General features: G+C 62.6%; 13 protein-coding genes. 7 read left to right on the top strand and 6 right to left on the bottom strand.

Annotated features, from left to right (window positions below; translation table 11 throughout):
• Position 1: 1 nt before the first annotated feature.
• The 3 genes from CXY70_RS12300 to CXY70_RS12290 form a co-directional block, all read right to left on the bottom strand.
• On the bottom strand, positions 2–1291 hold the full coding sequence (locus CXY70_RS12300) for an RNA polymerase sigma factor (protein ID WP_104192661.1): 1290 nt from the start codon (positions 1289–1291) through the stop codon (positions 2–4).
• Between the two features lie 200 nt (positions 1292–1491).
• Positions 1492–2820: a nitrate/nitrite transporter gene (locus CXY70_RS12295; RefSeq protein ID WP_104192660.1), complete on the bottom strand. Its 1329-nt coding sequence runs from the start codon at positions 2818–2820 to the stop codon at positions 1492–1494.
• A 69-nt stretch (positions 2821–2889) separates the two neighbouring features.
• Complete coding sequence (locus CXY70_RS12290) at positions 2890–3813, bottom strand: proteasome assembly chaperone family protein (protein WP_104192659.1); 924 nt, start codon at positions 3811–3813, stop codon at positions 2890–2892.
• A gap of 115 nt (positions 3814–3928) precedes the next feature.
• Between CXY70_RS12290 and CXY70_RS12285 the strand changes: the two genes are divergently transcribed.
• The 3 genes from CXY70_RS12285 to CXY70_RS12275 all read left to right on the top strand — a co-directional run bounded on the left by CXY70_RS12285 (position 3929) and on the right by CXY70_RS12275 (position 8386).
• A complete protein-coding gene (locus tag CXY70_RS12285) occupies positions 3929–5422 on the top strand; it encodes a leucyl aminopeptidase (protein ID WP_104192658.1) in 1494 nt (497 codons plus the stop codon).
• Between the two features lie 100 nt (positions 5423–5522).
• Positions 5523–6896, top strand: a complete 1374-nt coding sequence (lpdA, locus tag CXY70_RS12280) for a dihydrolipoyl dehydrogenase (RefSeq protein ID WP_104192657.1) — start codon at positions 5523–5525, stop codon at positions 6894–6896.
• 62 nt (positions 6897–6958) lie between these two features.
• Positions 6959–8386, top strand: coding sequence for a 2-oxo acid dehydrogenase subunit E2 (locus tag CXY70_RS12275; protein WP_104192656.1), 1428 nt, complete (start codon positions 6959–6961; stop codon positions 8384–8386).
• A gap of 45 nt (positions 8387–8431) precedes the next feature.
• Here the strand turns inward: CXY70_RS12275 and CXY70_RS12270 are convergent, their stop codons facing one another.
• The gene (locus CXY70_RS12270) at positions 8432–10189 is read right to left on the bottom strand and encodes a protein kinase (protein ID WP_158250977.1); all 1758 of its coding nucleotides are present in this window, start codon (positions 10187–10189) and stop codon (positions 8432–8434) included.
• A 290-nt stretch (positions 10190–10479) separates the two neighbouring features.
• Here CXY70_RS12270 and lipB point away from each other — a divergent pair, with 290 nt between their 5' ends.
• From lipB to CXY70_RS12255, 3 genes are read left to right on the top strand one after another with little or no spacing between them, the layout of a single operon-like run.
• Positions 10480–11160, top strand: coding sequence for a lipoyl(octanoyl) transferase LipB (gene lipB, locus CXY70_RS12265; protein ID WP_104192654.1), 681 nt, complete (start codon positions 10480–10482; stop codon positions 11158–11160).
• Complete coding sequence (gene lipA, locus CXY70_RS12260) at positions 11157–12146, top strand: lipoyl synthase (RefSeq protein ID WP_104192653.1); 990 nt, start codon at positions 11157–11159, stop codon at positions 12144–12146. The genes lipB and lipA overlap by 4 nt, the downstream gene beginning before the upstream one ends.
• A 47-nt stretch (positions 12147–12193) precedes the next feature.
• On the top strand, positions 12194–12901 hold the full coding sequence (locus CXY70_RS12255) for a DUF4191 domain-containing protein (protein WP_104192652.1): 708 nt from the start codon (positions 12194–12196) through the stop codon (positions 12899–12901).
• A gap of 81 nt (positions 12902–12982) precedes the next feature.
• Here CXY70_RS12255 and CXY70_RS12250 read toward each other — a convergent pair whose 3' ends face one another.
• Positions 12983–13411, bottom strand: coding sequence for an RDD family protein (locus CXY70_RS12250; protein WP_233205919.1), 429 nt, complete (start codon positions 13409–13411; stop codon positions 12983–12985).
• A gap of 144 nt (positions 13412–13555) precedes the next feature.
• Here CXY70_RS12250 and glnA point away from each other — a divergent pair, with 144 nt between their 5' ends.
• Positions 13556–14980, top strand: coding sequence for a type I glutamate--ammonia ligase (gene glnA, locus CXY70_RS12245; protein ID WP_104192650.1), 1425 nt, complete (start codon positions 13556–13558; stop codon positions 14978–14980).
• A gap of 107 nt (positions 14981–15087) precedes the next feature.
• Here glnA and CXY70_RS12240 read toward each other — a convergent pair whose 3' ends face one another.
• The gene (locus tag CXY70_RS12240) at positions 15088–18183 is read right to left on the bottom strand and encodes a bifunctional [glutamine synthetase] adenylyltransferase/[glutamine synthetase]-adenylyl-L-tyrosine phosphorylase (protein WP_104192649.1); all 3096 of its coding nucleotides are present in this window, start codon (positions 18181–18183) and stop codon (positions 15088–15090) included.
• Positions 18184–18201 lie beyond the last annotated feature (18 nt).

The raw sequence follows: 18201 nt of genomic DNA, 5'->3' as shown, positions 1-18201 counted from the left end.
TTTACTCGAGGTAGTCGCGTAGGGACTGCGACCGGGACGGGTGACGAAGCTTCGCCATCGTTTTAGACTCAATCTGGCGAATGCGCTCGCGCGTCACACCGAAGGTGTCACCGATCTGGTCGAGAGTCTTCGGCATTCCGTCACCGAGGCCGAAACGCATACGGATCACCCCAGCTTCGCGCTCGGAGAGTGAGTCAAGTAGGCTCTCGAGCTGCTTCTGCAGCATCGTGAAGCCCACGGCATCGGCGGGAACGACGGCTTCGGTATCTTCGATGAGGTCACCGAATTCGCTGTCGCCGTCTTCGCCGAGCGGGGTGTGAAGGGAGATCGGTTCGCGTCCGTACTTCTGCACTTCGACGACCTTTTCAGGCGTCATATCGAGTTCGCGACTAAGTTCTTCCGGAGTTGGCTCGCGACCGAGGTCCTGCAGCATCTGGCGCTGAACGCGGGCGAGCTTGTTGATGACCTCGACCATGTGCACGGGGATTCGAATCGTACGGGCCTGGTCGGCCATGGCGCGGGTGATGGCCTGCCGAATCCACCAGGTCGCGTACGTACTGAACTTGAAGCCCTTGGTGTAGTCGAACTTCTCGACGGCACGAATAAGGCCAAGGTTGCCTTCTTGGATCAGGTCGAGAAATTGCATGCCGCGACCGGTATACCGCTTGGCGAGTGACACGACGAGGCGCAGGTTGGCGCCGAGGAGATGGCTCTTGGCCCTGGCGCCGTCTTTGGCGACCCACTGCAGCTCGCGGCCCAGCGTGTTCTTCTTCTCAACGTCGGTCATCTCCGACAACTTGTCTTCAGCGAACAGGCCGGCTTCGATGCGCATCGCCAGCTCAACCTCTTCGGCGGCGTTCAGCAGGGCGACTTTACCGATCTGCTTGAGGTAGTCCTTGACGGGGTCAGCCGTGGCGCCGGTGATGGCGCTGGAGTAGACCGGAACCTCGTCGTCGTCGTCAACGAGCGAGAGCACGAGGGCCCCGCTGGGGAGCGGCTCGGTCGACGCCGAACGCTTAGTGCTGTCCTCATCTAACTCGTCGTCATCGGCTTCTGAACCGCCGACGACGTCGGCTTCGTCGTCTTTCTTGACGACCTTCGCCTTCGTCGCGCGCTTCTTGGGGGCCGGCTTTTCGGTAGCCAGGTCAGCCGCTGCAGACTTCTTCGTCGCGGCAGCTTCGGCGGCAGCGGCCTTCGCTGCGGCGGCCTTAGTGACGGCTTTCTTGGCCGGCGATACTACCGGAGTCGCGACAGACTCATCGGTCACCTCAGTCTTGACGGTGGTTGCCATTCGAACACCTCTCATGCAGAGTCGTACCTGCTTCTGAAAACCTCAAGGGAGCCAGAAGCGTTTTTGGGCAGAACTTGGACCCATGTCAAGTCCCGGGATGCCCATGCCGAAGTGAGTTCGGAATGCCCCGGACCAGAACGGGTCCTAGGATCAATTATTGCACGGTTTGTCTGGACGACAAGCCACAATCGGTACTACAATTACGGATTACGCCGTTTCCAGCCACGTGATAGTGCAACCCAAATAGGTGCGACTTCTATTCCTTCGTCGCGGGAAAGCTGGCGCCGGGTACGCCGGCGGGCGTGCACCAGAAAGCCGATGCCGAGTCCGACGACGAGGTACTGCACTGCGAAGGCCACCCGAAATGCGTCGAGCGCATACAGGTCACTCGCTGCTCCCCCGGCGATGCGCCATCCGTTTTGAAGATCGAGCAGTAGCCCGATTAGATACATCATGACGAAGCTCGCGGTGAAGCCTCCGACGTTGACGACACCATTAGCCGATCCCAGGCTTCGCTGTGGATTAAAAGTGCGCGCGAAATCGAAGCCGATCAGCGATCCGGGCCCGCCGATTCCAAGCACGACTAGCAACAGCACGATCGTCCAGAGTGGTGGAACGCCGGGCCAGAGCAACACGATCGCCCAGGCGACACCGATACCGGTCACGATGGCGAGCACGATATTGCTGCGGCGCAGCGGGTGGCGCGCCGTCAGCAGGCCCAGAATTGGTCCGAATATCAGGCCTGCACCGACCAAAACGGTGAGCATGCCGGCCGCAAACGCGGGTTCGTAGCCGAGGGCGAAGACCATGAATGGATAGCCCCACAACAGGCTGAACACGGTACCGGAAGACTGCGAAACGTAATGAGACCAGAACCCGAGTTGGGTTCCCGGGCGCCGAAAACTGTGCCGCAGCTGGGTCAGCGCCATTCCGAGGCTGTTGGTATGCACGCGCGCAGTGGTGTCTTTGGGTCGGTCCTGCACGAAAATGATGATCACGATCAGGGCGATAACGGCCACGGAGGCCGCCGAGAGGAAGGCCGGCGTCCAACCGCGCGCGTGCAGCAGCCAAGCCAGGGGCACCGCGGAGAGCACCTGACCGAGTTGGCCGATGTTACCCATCCACTGGCTCAACAGGGGAACGATGCGACCGCTGAACCAGGAGCTGATAAGGCGGATCATCGAGATGAAAATGGTCGCATCACCCGCGCCGACGAGAATGCGGCCGATGACGGCGATCGAGATATCCGGTGCCAAGGCTAGGGTGATTTGGCCGGTGACCATGAGCGTGGTTCCCGTGATCATGAGCCCTCGCGGACCGTACCGGTCGATCAACACCCCGACCGGAATCTGCGCGGCGGCGTAAACGATGAGCTGCACGACGGCCAGACTCGAGAGAATAGCGGCCGAGCCACCGAATTTTTCCGTAGCGGCCACCCCGGCAATTCCCATTGACGTGCGCTGAAGCACGGCCGACAGGTACGCGAACGACCCGACGATAAAGATCAGGGTGGATCGAGACGAGTTCACTGGTTCTAACCTATCGCGTTCAACCCGACCGGCACTTCACGGCGGGTCATCGCGTTACGTGAGCTGGCTTCAGCTGTTGGCGCCGTCATCGCGGCTGCGGCGCAGGGCGAGGAAGTTCTCGAGTTCTGCGGCGATCTCATCGGCTGACGGCAACTCGCCGTCTTCGTCGGTGAGTGGCGAACGCAGCGTGCTCCCCTCCATATAGGCGTCGTAGCGCTGCTCGAGGGTGCCCACAAGCTTGGCCAGCTCCGGATTACTCTGCACCTGGTCGTCGATGCGCGCGACAAATTCTCTGTTTGCTTCGCGTAGCCGATCGGTCGGAAAAATCAAACCCGTTGACGCACTCGTGCTCTCCAGCGCGCTGAGGGCTGCGGCCGGAAACTCGGTATCACCCAGATAATGCGGAACGAGCAATACATAGCCGACGGTAGATGCGCCACGTTCTTGCAGGCGGAACTCCAGAAGGTGTAAAACGTTGGCGGCTACCTGCGTGTGCGGTCGCCAGACCGATCGATTTTCGATGAGATCGGAACGATTGCCACTGACCGTTACACCGATCGGGCGCGTGTGCGGAACGGGCATTGGAATGGCGTGCATCCAGGTCGTCGAGGAAACCGTGAATCGGTCGACGAGCTGCAGCATGGCCGCAGTGAACTGCTCCCAGCGAAAGTCTGGTTCGAAGCCGGTCAGAAAAAGGAATGGCTGACCGATCTCGTCGCGGGCAAGGTACAGCTGGAGCGAAGGCGGCTGGTAGTTCGTGAGGTGATCTTGATCGAAGTAAATGATCGGACGCCGGGCACGATAGTCCAGCAGGGTATCGGTATCGAACGACGCAACGACGGTGTGATCCAGCGTTGTCAGCAAGTAGTCTGTGAACTGCGCTACCGCGCCACCGGCATCCGCAAAGCCGGTAAGACCCATGATCAGGTGTAGTCCCTCCGGGACGCCTTCAGCGTCGGCAGTGAGTTCGTAGAGATCCTCGGGGTCTGACATCCCTTAACTGTAATCCGAGGCGCCCGTTCCTGCCGTCTTTTAGGGTTTTCACCATCGTGCCCTGAGCGAACAGCCCAGAGCGGGTGGCCAGGGGCGCCACGGATACCATCGAGGTATGACTGTTCCCTCCCTGTCCCTGTCCACCGAGTCCGCGCAGGCCTCCACCGCCGATATCCTCATTCTGGCTTCACTCCAAACGGATGACGGGGTGCAGTTGCTCGCGGATGTCACACTCGGTCAGGATCTGATCAAGTCGGTGACGGCCCAGCTGCCGCTCCTGAATGCGACCGGCGCGCGTGACGAGGTGGTGCGCCTGGTCGTCACGGTCGGGACACCGCGCAGTATCGCCGTTGTCGGACTGGGAAGCCTGCTCAACACCGAGGCCCTTCGACACGCGGCCGGGTCTGCCGTACGGCAGCTGACCGGTGCAGCCTCGGTGGCCTTCTCAGTACCCATGGACGATGCCGACCAGGTCGAAGCTGTACTGGAGGGAGCTGCCCTCGGCGGCTATTCCTACACGGCCTACCGGCACAGTTCGTTGGCTGCGGCGCAACTGCCGGCCCGGAGCGTTATCGTGCATAGTACGACCCCGGCGCCATCCGCTGTGGAACGCGCCCGGGTCAGCGCCGAAGCGATTGCTCTGGTCAAGGACCTTGTCAATATGCCGCCGCTCGATCTATTCCCTGCCGCGCTTGCCGACCTGGCCGTCGACGCCGCACGTGGCCTGCCGCTTGAGGTGACCGTCTGGGATGAGCGTCAGCTCGCAGCCGACGGGTTCGGCGGCATTGCCGGCGTCGGTGCGGGTTCCACTCGCCCGCCGCGCCTGGTCAAGCTCAGCTACAGCCCGAGCGGTGCCGCCAAACACCTCGCCCTCGTTGGCAAGGGCATAACGTTCGACACCGGCGGACTCTCGCTCAAGCCGCCGGCATCGATGGTGGGCATGAAGTACGACATGACTGGCGCCGCCACCGTGCTGGCGGTGGTGGTGGCCGCAGCCCGGCTCCAGCTCCCTGTTCGAATCACCGCATGGATGTGTATCGCCGAAAACATGCCGTCGGGATCGGCCATCCGTCCCAACGACGTGCTGCGCCTGCGCGGCGGACGCACCGTCGAGGTGCTCAACACGGATGCCGAAGGTCGCCTCGTGCTCGCCGACGGACTCGTCGCCGCGGGTGAAGAACATCCCGACGCCATCATCGACGTCGCAACCCTGACCGGCGCCGCTGTCGTGGCCCTCGGCAACCGGTATTTCGGCGCGATGGGAGATGACACTCTCGTGCAGCACGTGCTCGCAGCCAGCGCCGCGACCGGCGAGACGGCCTGGCCCATGCCTTTCCCGCAGGAATTGCGCGCCACCCTCAATTCTGACGTCGCCGACATCGCAAATGCGAAAATCGGCAGCACGGCCGGCGGGATGCTTCTCGCCGGGGTATTTCTGAGGGAATTCATCGGAACAGGCACGGCTGGCCAAACCATTCCGTGGGCTCACCTCGACATCGCCGGGCCGGCTCAGAATTCCGGATCCGGTTGGGGTTTCACCGGTGTGGGACCAACCGGGGTGTCCGTTCGGGCGCTTCTTCGACTGGCCGAGGACTTTTCACGCCCGTAGTACAGTCGAAGGGGCAAGAAAAAGCTTGTCAAACCACGTGGCCGATGAGCATAATCCGTCGGCCGTCGTGACAGAGCGTAATGCGCGAGGGAGTAGCTGAGTGTCGGAACAGAATTTTGACATTGTCGTTCTCGGTGGCGGAAGCGGTGGATACGCAGCAGCGCTGCGTGCCGTGCAGCTGGGATTCACCGTTGGTCTGATCGAGAAGGGCAAACTCGGCGGCACCTGCCTGCACGTCGGTTGCATCCCCACCAAGGCCCTCCTGCACTCGGCCGAAGTCGCCGACGTCAGCCGTGAAGCCGCCAAATACGGCGTCAAGACCGCGTTCGAGGGCATCGATATCGCTGCCGTCACCGCGTTCCGCGAGGGCATCGTGGCGAGCAAGTACAAGGGGCTGCAGGGCCTGGTCAAAGCGCGCGGGATCACCGTGATCGAGGGCGAGGGGCATCTGGTATCCCCGACGACCGTTCAGGTCGGTGACGACTTGATCGTCGGCAAGAACGTGATCCTGGCCACGGGTTCCTATTCCCGTTCGCTGCCCGGCCTGGAGATCGGCGGCCGTGTCATCACGAGCGAGACCGCACTTGCCCTGGACTATGTTCCGAAGAAGGTTGCTGTGCTCGGCGGCGGCGTCATCGGCGTCGAGTTCGCGAGCGTTTGGAAGTCATTCGGCGCCGAGGTCACGATCATCGAGGCACTTCCGCACCTCGTGCCCAACGAGGAAGAGTCGATTTCCAAGCAGCTCGAGCGCGCGTTCCGCAAGCGCGGTATCGAGTACTCTCTCGGCATCCGCTTTCAGAGCGTCACTCAGTCCGACTCCGGCGTTGTCGTCACGCTCGAGAATGGCACGACCGTTGAGGCCGACCTGCTGCTTGTGGCTGTCGGGCGCGGCCCGGTCACCGCCGGTCTTGGCTTTGACGAGGTCGGCGTAACCATGGACCGCGGATTTGTCATCACCGATGATCGCCTCGCCACGAACATCCCCGGCGTTTACGCCGTGGGCGACATCGTGCCAGGCCTGCAGCTCGCCCACCGCGGTTTTCAGCAGGGCATCTTCGTTGCCGAAGAAATCGCCGGGCTGAACCCGATCATCGTCGAGGACCTGAATATCCCCAAGGTCACCTACTCGGATCCTGAAGTCGCCTCCGTCGGCTACAGCGAAGCCAAGGCCGCCGACAAGTTCGGCGCTGACCAGATCTCCACCTACGAATACAACCTCGGCGGAAACGGCAAAAGCTCGATCCTCGGCACGGCCGGTTCGGTCAAGCTGGTGCGTGTCAAGGACGGCCCCATCGTGGGAATCCACATGATCGGTGCCCGCGTTGGTGAGCTCATCGGTGAAGGCCAGCTCGTGGTGAACTGGGAAGCGTACCCGGAGGACATCGCACCGTTCCTGCACGCGCACCCGACGCAAAATGAAGCGCTGGGCGAGGCGTTCCTGGCGCTTGCTGGCAAGCCGCTTCACGCGATGTAGTCGGCTCCCACCATTTTCTACCAATTTTCAGACAACCAAACGGTTTTGAAGGAGACATACGCATGAGCGAATCCGTCAGCCTCCCGGCACTCGGAGAGAGTGTCACAGAGGGCACGGTCACCCGCTGGCTCAAGAACGTGGGCGACCGCGTGGAGGTCGACGAGCCGTTGCTCGAGGTATCGACCGACAAGGTGGACACGGAAATCCCGTCCCCGGTCGCGGGCATCATCGAAGCCATTTTGGTGCAGGAAGACGAGACTGTCGAGGTCGGAACCCCGCTCGTCACGATCGGCGATGGCTCCGGTGCAGCGGCACCGGTCGTTGAGGCACCGGCTGCCGTTGAAGAGCCCGAGCCCGTTGCGCCCGCCCCGACGCCGGTCGCTACGCCGGCGCCCGTCGCAGCCGCTCCGGTGGCTGCCCCGGATCCGGTCGTTGCCCCGGCGCCGGTCGCTGCCCCGGCACCCGTCGCAGCCGCTCCGGTCGCTGCCCCGGCTCCGGTCGTTGCCCCGGCACCCGTCGCAGCGGATCCGGTCCCTGCCCCGGTACCAGCTGCGCCGGCCCCCGTTCCTGCTGCTGCGCCGGCGAATCGAGGCTCACACGCTGGAACCAGCGGTTACGTCACGCCGATTGTGCGCAAGCTGGCGAACGAGGCCGGCGTTGACCTGTCGACGATCAGCGGCACCGGCGTGGGCGGACGCATCCGCAAGGAAGACATCGTTCAGGCCGCTTCCGCGGTCGGCACTGCCGTAGCGGCGCCCGTTATCGAGGTCTCACCGCTGCGCGGAACGACTCAGCCGATGTCCCGCCTGCGCAAGGTTGTCGCCGAGCGTGCTGTCATCTCGATGCAGTCATCCGCTCAGCTCACGACAGTGGTCGAGGTGGATGTCACTCGTGTAGCCCTGCTGCGCGATCGGGTCAAGGCAGCTTTTGCCGAGAAGACCGGCAACAAACTCTCGTTCCTGCCGTTCTTCGCTCTGGCTGCCGCCGAGGCGCTTCGTGCCATCCCGATCGTGAACGCCACGATCGACGGCGACACGATCGTGTACCCGGCCCAGGAAAACATCAGCATTGCTGTTGATACCGAACGTGGTCTCCTGACTCCGGTCGTACGCAACGCCGGGGAACTCGACCTGGCCGGTTTCGCAGCTCAAATCGCGGACCTCGCCGCTCGCACGCGGGACAACAAGCTCAAGCCCGACGAATTGAGTGGTGGAACGTTCACGCTGACCAACACCGGTTCGCGTGGTGCCCTGTTCGATACGCCCGTCGTTTTCCTGCCGCAGAGCGCCATCCTTGGTACCGGAATCGTCTACAAGAAGCCGCTTGTTGTCACCAACGACGGCCTTGATTCGATCGCGATCCGATCGAGCGTGTACCTGGCCCTGTCTTACGACCACCGCATCATCGACGGTGCGGATGCAGCCAGCTTCCTCGCTACGATGAAGGCGCGGCTTGAGGCCGGTGCGTTCGAGGGCAATCTCGGAATCTAACAGCTTGAACTTACGGCCCTGGACCACCCGCGGTTATGGCGCAGTTCAGTAGTCGAAAATTTCACGAAGACGCCAGCCGTCCTCGCCCTTAACCACAAGGACCGAGGCCGGCTGGCTTTTTTGCTCCCCGGACGCCGGGGTCAATGCGACGACGGCGAGGTCGCCGCTGCGTTCGACCAGTGACGGCACATAGTCCGAATAGTCTGCGATATCCCGGCCGGACAGACCCTGCTGCCGCTCACGGGCATCGTAGCTGTCTGAAGCCAGAATGGCCGACCCGGTCTGGTCGACGTCGACCAGGCAGACCAGGGACGCGGCCAACAGGCACGCGGCCCGGCGCCCGAGCAGGGCCAGCACGGCCGCTACCGGGTCATCCCCCGCTATTGCCGCCTGGCTGGCGGAGCCTGCGGCATCCACTGGTAAACCGTTCGGTATTGTCGGACCGTCGGTTGGCCCTGGAGTGTCGTTGACAGGTGCAGCACCGGCTGTAGCCGCAACACGCGGTGGCCCAGTTTCCCCGGCACGGCCTGAGACGGGGAACAGGGTCAGGGCGAGCATGAGAATGCTGGCGCCTCCGATAGCGGCCACCAGCAGGGGACGATGGTGCCCGTGCAGTCGTTTACGTAGTGCGTGCCCCGCGGAGTTGAGCGGATGCGAGTCGACCACAGAGGAGACCACGCTCTCGATTACCCGACCGAGGCGTGCCCGCGGCTGTAGTGCACGTAGGAGGGTGGTTCCCCGACCGGAGAGGTTGCGGAGAACACCGCCACTGACGGCGAAACGATCGCGCGGCCACCTATCGTCGAAGCTCGCGTCGAAGTCTTCGACGAGTTCGTCGGCGCGTTCGTCGGGGCGGTAAGCCTGTGAACTTACTTCGTTGTCGAGCTTGCCGCCCGTTGGGTCGGCGGGGGTTTCATGGCCAAAGTCCTTGTCGTCGGGAGCCCGCGGTCCGGCCGGGTCTGTGTGCAGAGCGCTGTGGCGGAGTTGAACCCCGTTGACCTGCACAGCTTTCGTCTCGACAGCGGCAGGGTTCGCCGTGACTCCTTGTGCATCGCGTCGGTCGTCGGGGTCAAAGCCGTGAAGTGGTTCAGCGTCGGCCCAATCAAAAAGGTCGTATTCGAGCCTGCCCAGGATCGATCCGGGGTGTGCGGCGTCAGGTGCCTGTGCTGGACGTGCTGGAGGTGCTGAGGGATTGATGGCAGCCTGAAATCGTCGCATCAGTGCGGCACTGCTCTCGCGGTGCGGGTCCGTTTTCGCGACCGACTCAAAGACGGCCACCATTACAACTGCCAAGCGTTTGTAGTCGGCGCGCAGCCTCTGTATTCGGTCCCGGGGCACGTCGTTGAGGTTTAAAACAGCACCAAAACCGGTCAGCACTGCCCGGCCATTCGCATCCAGCAGAATTGTTGACTGGGTGACGCCGCCGTGCGCGAACCCGGCCGTGTGCATCGCGTTGAGGGCCACAGTGATCGGTGCCAGCAGGGTCACGACCTCGCCCGGTGACAAGGACGGGTGTTCGACCAGATACCTGGCGAGGGAACCCCCGGCGAGCCGTTCCAGGATCAGACAGATGCGGCCATCGCTAACTTGCGCGACGTCGAGCAGACGCACGAGTCCCGGCGCTGCGGCCGACGTCAGTACGGTGATGTCGAGTTCAATGCTTGCCGTCTCGGTGGCGGCGTGGAAGACCTTGAGAGCAACGAGGCTCCCGGCACCGGAATGTCCCAGGTAGACCACGGCGCGGTGCCCAGCGCCCAAAAGGCGGATTACCCGGTGTCCGGCAACGACACCCTCCGTGTGCACCGATGCCACAGTGCTCGGATCAACGTCAGCATCGTCGGCGTCTTGGTGTGAGACCTGTTGAGCAGACTCATGGCAATATGTTTCGTCGACCGAAGCCGGGGACCGTTCAGCGCGTCGTCTCACTGGACCATGTTCGTGCGCATAACCGGCTGAACGACCCGCACATCTTTCATCAGTGCAGCGCGAGCGATCCGTGCCGTTGTGGAGGAGTCGAAGTATTCGCACCGGTGACCTCGCACCCACGGTGTTCGCTGCACACAGATTGCCCACGGCGCCCTAGACTGGGGCACATGCTCGACTTTGTCGTCGCGGGGCTAAGCGCCAACTCCGTGCCGTATGTTGAGGGCCTAGAGCTCCAACGCGCAGTCCATCGTTCCGTCGTCGCTTGTGAACGACCGGACACCGTCCTTCTGTTGGAGCATCCAGCAGTGTATACGGCCGGAAAACGCACCCTGCCTGAGGAACGGCCCGTCGACGATACCCCGGTGATCGACGTCGACCGGGGTGGCAAGATTACCTGGCACGGACCTGGTCAATTGGTGGGTTATCCCATTCTGCACCTGCACGAACCCGTCGATGTCGTCGGCTATGTTCGGTCCCTTGAAAGCATCCTGATCGAGGTCTTGATCGAGTTCGGCATCGACGCCGTGCGGGTGGCCGGACGCTCGGGGGTCTGGGTCGGCGAGGCCGGACATGAAGACAAGATCGCCGCCATCGGCATCCGCGTCGCCCAGGGCGTCACAATGCACGGTTTCGCTCTCAACTGCAGCAACTCGCTGGAAGCCTACTCGCGCATCATCGCCTGCGGCATTCGCGATGCCGGTGTGACCACCATGTCGCGCGTGCTGGGACACACGGTTGACCCAAGCGAGTTGATTGACCCCATCACGGCCGCCTTCCGACGCTCGGCGAGCGTGAACCTCGCCAACACGACCTCCGCCAGCCTCGACAACGTCAGGACGAACGCATGAGCGCAGTACCCGAAGGTCGCAAACTGTTGCGATTAGAAATTCGCAACGCGGAGACGCCGATTGAACGCAAGCCCGCCTGGATCAAGACGGTCGCCAAGATGGGGCCGGAGTATCAGAAATTGCAAAGCCTGGTCAAAAGTGAAAATCTGCACACCGTGTGTCAGGAAGCGGGGTGCCCGAACATCTTTGAATGCTGGGAAGACCGCGAAGCGACCTTCCTCATCGGTGGCTCACAGTGCACGAGACGGTGTGATTTCTGCCAGATCGATACCGGAAAACCGGCCGACTACGATACCGACGAACCGCGCCGTGTCGGCGAATCCGTTGTCACCATGAACCTGCGTTATGCCACCGTCACGGGCGTCGCCCGCGACGACCTCCCCGATGAGGGGGCCTGGCTGTACGCCGAAACCATTCGGCAGATTCACCAGCAGAGCCCTGGCACCGGTGTCGAGATTCTCGTGCCGGACTTCTCCGGCAATCCGGAGCACCTGGCCCAGGTGTTTGACGCCAAGCCGGAGGTATTTGCCCACAACGTCGAGACCGTGCCGCGCATCTTCAAACGCATCCGCCCGGCGTTTCGGTATGACCGGTCGCTCGACGTGCTCACCCAGGGACGCAACGCCGGACTGATCACCAAGTCCAACCTCATTCTCGGCATGGGAGAGGAACGCGCTGAGATCACCCAGGCGCTGCACGACCTGCACGAGGCCGGCACCGACATCATCACCATTACGCAATACCTGCGCCCGAGCGCCCGGCACCTGCCGGTCGCTCGCTGGGTGCGCCCGGAGGAGTTCGTAGAGCTCAACGAGGAAGCCAAGGAAATCGGCTTTCTTGGCGTTCTCTCGGGCCCGCTCGTGCGTTCTTCTTATCGTGCCGGTCGACTCTGGGCCCAGTCCATGGTCGCGACCGGTCGAGAGATCCCCGCTGAACTGCGCCAGCTGGCCGATGCCCAGCTCGGGTTTGCCCAAGCCGCGTCGTGACCAAATTCGGTCATGCGGCATTCAAGTGACTGGGTAGTCTTATACCCATGGCACGCAGCAAGGAAAAGACCCCCAAAAAACCAAAACAGCCCGGCCGCTTGAAGCAAATGTGGCAGGTTTTCCAGATGACGAGGCGCTACGACTCGAACATCGTTTGGATTCTGGTTTTGGCCTTCCTCATACCCGTTCTGATCAGCCTGGCCCTGGCCCTGTTGATTCCCGGCAGCAACGTCTTCACCATGGTGCTCTGGATCATCGCCGGTGTACTTGCCGGCATTCTGGCGATGCTGATCATTCTGGGTCGACGCGCGGAGAAGGCAGCGTATTCGCAGATTGAGGGTCAGCCCGGTGCCGTCGGGGCCGTGCTGCGCAGCTCACTGAAGCGTGGTTGGGTCGGCAGCGAGATGCCGGTCGCCGTCAATGGCAAGACCCAGGACGCGGTCTATCGCGCCGTCGGTCGCGGCGGTGTCGTGCTGATCAGCGAGGGTCCCAAGACGCGCACCGCTCGCATGCTCGACGAAGAAAAGCGCAAGATCGTGCGCATCGGTGGCAACGTCGGCGTCACGGTGATCTCGGTTGGACCCGACGAGGACGCCGTGCCGCTGCACAAGCTGGCACGCCGCCTGACCCGAATCAAGCCCATACTGACCAAGGCTGAGGTTCTCGCCGTCAATAACCGGCTCAACTCCATGGGTACAAAACTTCCCATTCCGAAGGGCGTCGACCCGATGAAGGCCCGTCCACAGCGCGGTTAGTCTCCGTAAATAAATGAACGGCCGGGCGCTCTGCGCCCGGCCGTTCTCTGTTCGGCCTGACCGCGTTTCCCGACTTTCGGGCTAGCGGCGAATGAGAGCTGTTCCCGCGATTTTGTCGTGGAAGCCACGTTGGTCGGAATCCCAGACCAGCGCGGGGAGTGCAATTCCAAGAAGCACAGAGCGCACAATGGGACGCCACAACCCGACCCACCCCCCGTGGATAGAGATGATCCGCAACCCGACCAGCCGATGACCGATGCTGGCGCCGATCGTGGGAATGAAGACGATCTGCAGAATGACGAAAATGATCAGGTTGGCGGCCGGGTCATAGTTGAAGAAGACCTTGGAGACCCCGATGGCGATCGCCCAATCAATGGCGAAGCCGAGCATCCGTCTGCCGGGACGGCCGATGGAATTGGGTCCCCTCTGGGGTAGTCCGAGTCGCTCCCCCGGCCATTTACTGGGCGGAAGCTGACCAAAAGTGTTCGGGCGGGGGTTGGAGTCTGGCACCCGATGAGTCTACCGAGGAGCCCTCCCTGTAACATGGGGGAAACATAAGCGTCACGGAGAAGTAACGCGGCGATACTAATCTCAGGGGAGCCGATGTGTCCGATTCGGCCGTTTCTACGCCCCCGTCGTCTGGAGTTAGTCCGCATGTTCCGCGATTCGTCCGAAGTGCTCAAATTCATCAAAGAAAATGACGTCAAATTTCTTGACATCCGTTTCACAGATCTTCCCGGTGTGCAGCAGCACTTCAACATTCCGGCATCCACCGTCGATGAGGAGTTCTTCACCGTTGGCCAAATGTTCGATGGTTCATCCATCCGCGGTTTCGCGTCGATCCACGAATCGGACATGCAGCTCATTCCCGACGTTTCGACCGCGTACCTGGACCCGTTCCGTACCGAGAAGACGCTCATTATGCTCTTCGACATCTACAACCCGCGTAACGGTGAGATTTACTCCAAGGACCCGCGCCAGGTAGCTAAGAAGGCCGAGAAATACCTCGCGTCCACGGGTATTGGCGACACTGCGCTCTTCGGTTCCGAAGCGGAATTCTACATCTTCGACGACGTGCGCTACGAAGTGAACCAGCACACGAGTTTTTATTCCGTCGACTCCGGCGAAGGCGCCTGGAATTCTGGAAAGAAAGAAGAACGCGGAAACCTCGCCAACAAGACGCCGTTCAAGGGCGGCTATTTCCCGGTCAGCCCGGTCGACCAGCACGTCGACATGCGAGACGACATCTGCCTCAAGCTCATTGAATCGGGCCTCATCCTCGAACGCAGCCACCACGAAGTCGGCACCGGCGGCCAAGGCGAGATCAACTACAGATTCGACACGATGGTTCACGCAGCGGATGACCTGCTGAAATTTAAGTACATCGTCAAGAACACGGCACACGACTGGGGCAAGACCGCAACGTTCATGCCCAAGCCGCTGTTCGGCGACAACGGCTCCGGCATGCACACGCACCAGTCACTCTGGGCCGATGGCAAGCCGTTGTTCTACGATGAGGCCGGTTATGGCGGACTCTCCGACGTGGCTCGCTGGTACATCGGAGGCCTGCTCAAGCACGCCCCGGCCGTGCTCGCGTTCACAAACCCGACGGTCAACTCGTACCACCGTCTCGTTCCCGGATTCGAGGCCCCGGTGAACCTGGTCTACTCGGCCGGTAACCGTTCGGCGTCGATCCGCATTCCGATTACCGGAACCAACCCGAAGGCCAAGCGCCTCGAGTTTCGCGCTCCCGACGCATCTGGCAACCCGTATCTCGCCTTTGCCGCGCAACTCATGGCTGGGCTCGACGGCATCAAAAACCGCATCGAGCCACACGAGCCCGTCGACAAGGACCTCTACGAACTGCCCCCCGAAGAAGCCAAGAACATCCCCCAGGTTCCCGCTTCGCTCGAGGAGGCCCTGCAGGCCCTCGAAGCTGACCACGACTTTCTGCTGGCCGGAAACGTGTTCACACCTGAACTGATCGAAACCTGGATCCAGTACAAGCGCGAAAACGAGATCAAGCCGCTCGCCCAGCGTCCGCACCCGTTCGAATTCGAACTGTACTACGGGGTCTAAACCGCACTGCCCATAGGCCACACGGCACTCAGACAGGGACCGCATCTTCGGATGCGGTCCCTGTCTGTGTTGCTCCTGACCTGGTGGATCAGATTTTTGTGGAATCGTCAGCCGACGGTCGGGCCGGGACGTTCCACGGGGCCGTAAAACAGGCGCTCGAATACGGCGCGGGAACGCCGAGTCACAGCGAGATAGTCGTCTTCCAATTGATTACCCGACCCTGGCGGGTATTCCATGACCCGGGCGATACCCTCGAGGGCGGCACGATCGGTCGGTAACACATTCGAGGTATGGTTCGTCCAGAGAGTGATGGCCGAGCGAGCGCGGGACGCAAAGATCCACGCGCTGCGCAGCACCGCCGCATCCACTGCTGGTATCAATGCGGCCCTGACTGCCTCGTCCAACGCCGCCAGTGTGGACGTCGTGCGCAGCGCCGGAATCGCCGCGGCGTGCTGCAGCTGAAGCAACTGAACCAGCCATTCCACGTCGCTGAGCGAGCCGCGCCCCAATTTCAGGTGCCGGTTCGGGTCCGCGCCCTGCGGCAGACGCTCGTTCTCAACCCGAGCCTTGATGCGACGTACTTCCCGCACGGCCTGTTCGCTAATGCCTGCGGGGTACCGCACCTCGTCAGCGACTGCCTCAAAGTCCCGCAGCAGCGCAACATCACCGGCCACACCGCGACCGCGGAGGAGCGCCTGAGCTTCCCAGGTGAGGGACCAGCGACGGTAGTACGCCTGATAGGAGTCGAGCGACCGCACGACCGGCCCATTGTTGCCCTCCGGCCGCAAACCGATGTCCAGATCGAGCGGCAAACGGCCGTCTTCGGTAAGCCGATTAAGTTCGCGCACGATGTACCGGGCACGCTCGTTGGCCGCTTCGCTGTCGAGACTTCCAGCGCGGAATACGTACATGACGTCAGCGTCGGAACCGAAACCGAGCTCGGCACCGCCGAACCGCCCCATACCGATCACACCGAATTCAATGCCGTCACCGCTCGACGCGCTGTTGTCGGAACCATCATGACCACCCTGAACAATCAGCTCTCCCCCACGAATGGCAGCGATGACGCCCTGAATATACGTGGCGTTGACATCTGTCAGGCCCTGACCCAGCTGGTCGAGATTAATCTGACCGAGAAGGGCTGCGAAGGCCAATCGCAGCATCTCACGGCGCCGGGCCGCACGCAGAATAGTCGCGGCGGCATCCGGGCTTTCATGCCGGCCAAGGACCGCCCGGGTTTCGTCCTGGAGAGCCCTCAGCGGCCGTGGCTGCAGGTCGGCTTCGTCCTCGAGCCACGCCACCGCTTCGGGGATTTTCTCCAGCAGCTCGCCGATAAAACGACTTCCGGACAACACTCTGGTGAGGCGTTCGGCGGCACCCGAGGAGTCACGCAGCATGCGCAGAAACCAATAGGTCGAACCGAGGCTGTCGCTCAGGCGTCGAAAAACCAGAAAACCGTAGTCCGGGTCTGCCCCCTGCGACAGCCACTGCAGGAGCACGGGAAGGAGGTGCCGCTGGATGGCCGCGCGCCGGGAGACTCCACCGGAGAGGGCGGCGATGTGGGCCAGAGCGCCCTTGGCGTTCAGAAAGCCGATTGCGGCGAGCCGAGCTTCGGCCTGTGCACTTGTCAGGTTCAGCCCGTCGGCCGGCAGGGACGCCACCGCCGTTAGCAGGGGACGGTAGAACAGTCGCTCGTGCAAGCCGCGCACCCGCTGTTTTGTCTCCGACCAGCGGAGGGTGAGCCCGGCGGCGCTGGTGGCCAGACCGGTTGACCGGGCCAGCACCCGCAAAGTTGCCTCATCCCGCGGCATCAGGTGGGTACGGCGCAGTTTTTGCAGCTGCAGCCGATGTTCCATCAGGCGCAGCATGCGATAGTCCTGAGCGAATTCGGTGGCTTCGACCCGACCCACATACCCCGCGGCGGCCAGGGCGGTCAGCGCCGGGAGTGTGCCGGCCTGTCGAACGACTGGATCGGTCTGGCCGTGCACGAGCTGAAGCAACTGCACCGTGAACTCGATATCGCGCAGTCCGCCCGGCCCGAGCTTGAGCTGAATAGCAACCTCATCGTCGGGGATGTTGTCGGTGACGCGTTCCCGCATGCGCTGCACCGATTGGACGAAATTCTCGCGGCCGGCGCTGCTCCAGACCTTGGGCGTGACCGCATCGATGTAGCGGGCTCCGAGCTCGCGATCACCGGCCAGCGTGCGGGCTTTGAGCAGCGCCTGAAACTCCCAGCTCTTAGCCCAACGGTCGTAGTAGGCGAGATGGGATTCGATCGAGCGGACGAGGGCTCCGCTCTTGCCTTCCGGGCGAAGGTTGGGGTCGACCTCCCACAGCTCCGGTTCAATGCCGGATTCGCCCAGGCCTCGCATGACGAGCATGGCCAGGCGGGTCGCGATCTCTACAGCTCGAGAACTTTCAAGACCGGCTGATTCGTCGCCGTCGGCGACGAAAATAACGTCGACGTCGCTCACGTAGTTGAGCTCGCTCGCCCCGGCCTTACCCATGCCGATAATGGCCAGGCGGGTTGCGCGCACCTGATCGGCAGCAAACAGCACGCGCCCCGCAGCGTCGCCGCTGCACATGGTGCGGGCCACCGCGAGGGCGGCTTCGAGCGCCGCCGTGGCCAGATCGGACAGGGTACGGGCGATGCCGTCGAGCCCGGCAACGGGGTCGGCCTGTTCGAGGTCGAAGGCGGCGAGCTGCGCCAGACGGCGACGGTAGCGTACCCTGAGGGCGATCCAGGCTGCATCATCGACCAGGCCGGAGAAACCCTCGGTTGCGCCGACAGAGTCCAGCAGGTCGTTGACCAGTTCGTCGACGCCGGGCAGCAAGGTTAGCGGCGTGGCGAGAACCGCGAGTTCCGCCGGATGCCGGAGGAAGAATTCGGTGAGTCCGCTGGAAGCGCCGACGACCTTCAGCAGCCGCCCGGCCGTACTCGGCGACTGGAGCAGGTCGAACAGTTCAGGCGAACCCTGCCGCAGCAGCGCGACCAGCGCGACCAGCGCGGCATCCGGGCTGGCCGTCTTCGTGAGCAACGGCAGCAATGCCCGCGTATCGGTCAACCGGACGGCTGGACCAAAACCTCGGTGCGGACTGCCCGCACCGAGCTGGGCAACCTCGTCGAGTCGAACACGGATCTCGGCAAGGTCTACAAATCCTACCCGAACGAGTTCGGTCAGGGACAAGTGCAAACGCTCCATTGCGGGTGATTCCTTCGA

This window comes from Cryobacterium sp. Y82, assembly GCF_002929495.1.
GTDB lineage: Bacteria > Actinomycetota > Actinomycetes > Actinomycetales > Microbacteriaceae > Cryobacterium > Cryobacterium serini.
Note: the sequence above shows the minus strand (reverse complement) of the source record. Positions and strands in the feature narration are given on the sequence as shown.

Coding starts and splice junctions, on each gene's coding strand:
- CXY70_RS12255 (WP_104192652.1), top strand. CDS start 12,194: ATGGCACGCAGCAAGGAAAAGACCCCCAAAAAACCAAAACAGCCCGGC.
- CXY70_RS12290 (WP_104192659.1), bottom strand. CDS start 3,813: ATGTCAGACCCCGAGGATCTCTACGAACTCACTGCCGACGCTGAAGGC.
- CXY70_RS12285 (WP_104192658.1), top strand. CDS start 3,929: ATGACTGTTCCCTCCCTGTCCCTGTCCACCGAGTCCGCGCAGGCCTCC.
- lipA (WP_104192653.1), top strand. CDS start 11,157: ATGAGCGCAGTACCCGAAGGTCGCAAACTGTTGCGATTAGAAATTCGC.
- CXY70_RS12240 (WP_104192649.1), bottom strand. CDS start 18,183: ATGGAGCGTTTGCACTTGTCCCTGACCGAACTCGTTCGGGTAGGATTT.
- lipB (WP_104192654.1), top strand. CDS start 10,480: ATGCTCGACTTTGTCGTCGCGGGGCTAAGCGCCAACTCCGTGCCGTAT.
- CXY70_RS12275 (WP_104192656.1), top strand. CDS start 6,959: ATGAGCGAATCCGTCAGCCTCCCGGCACTCGGAGAGAGTGTCACAGAG.
- glnA (WP_104192650.1), top strand. CDS start 13,556: ATGTTCCGCGATTCGTCCGAAGTGCTCAAATTCATCAAAGAAAATGAC.
- CXY70_RS12300 (WP_104192661.1), bottom strand. CDS start 1,291: ATGGCAACCACCGTCAAGACTGAGGTGACCGATGAGTCTGTCGCGACT.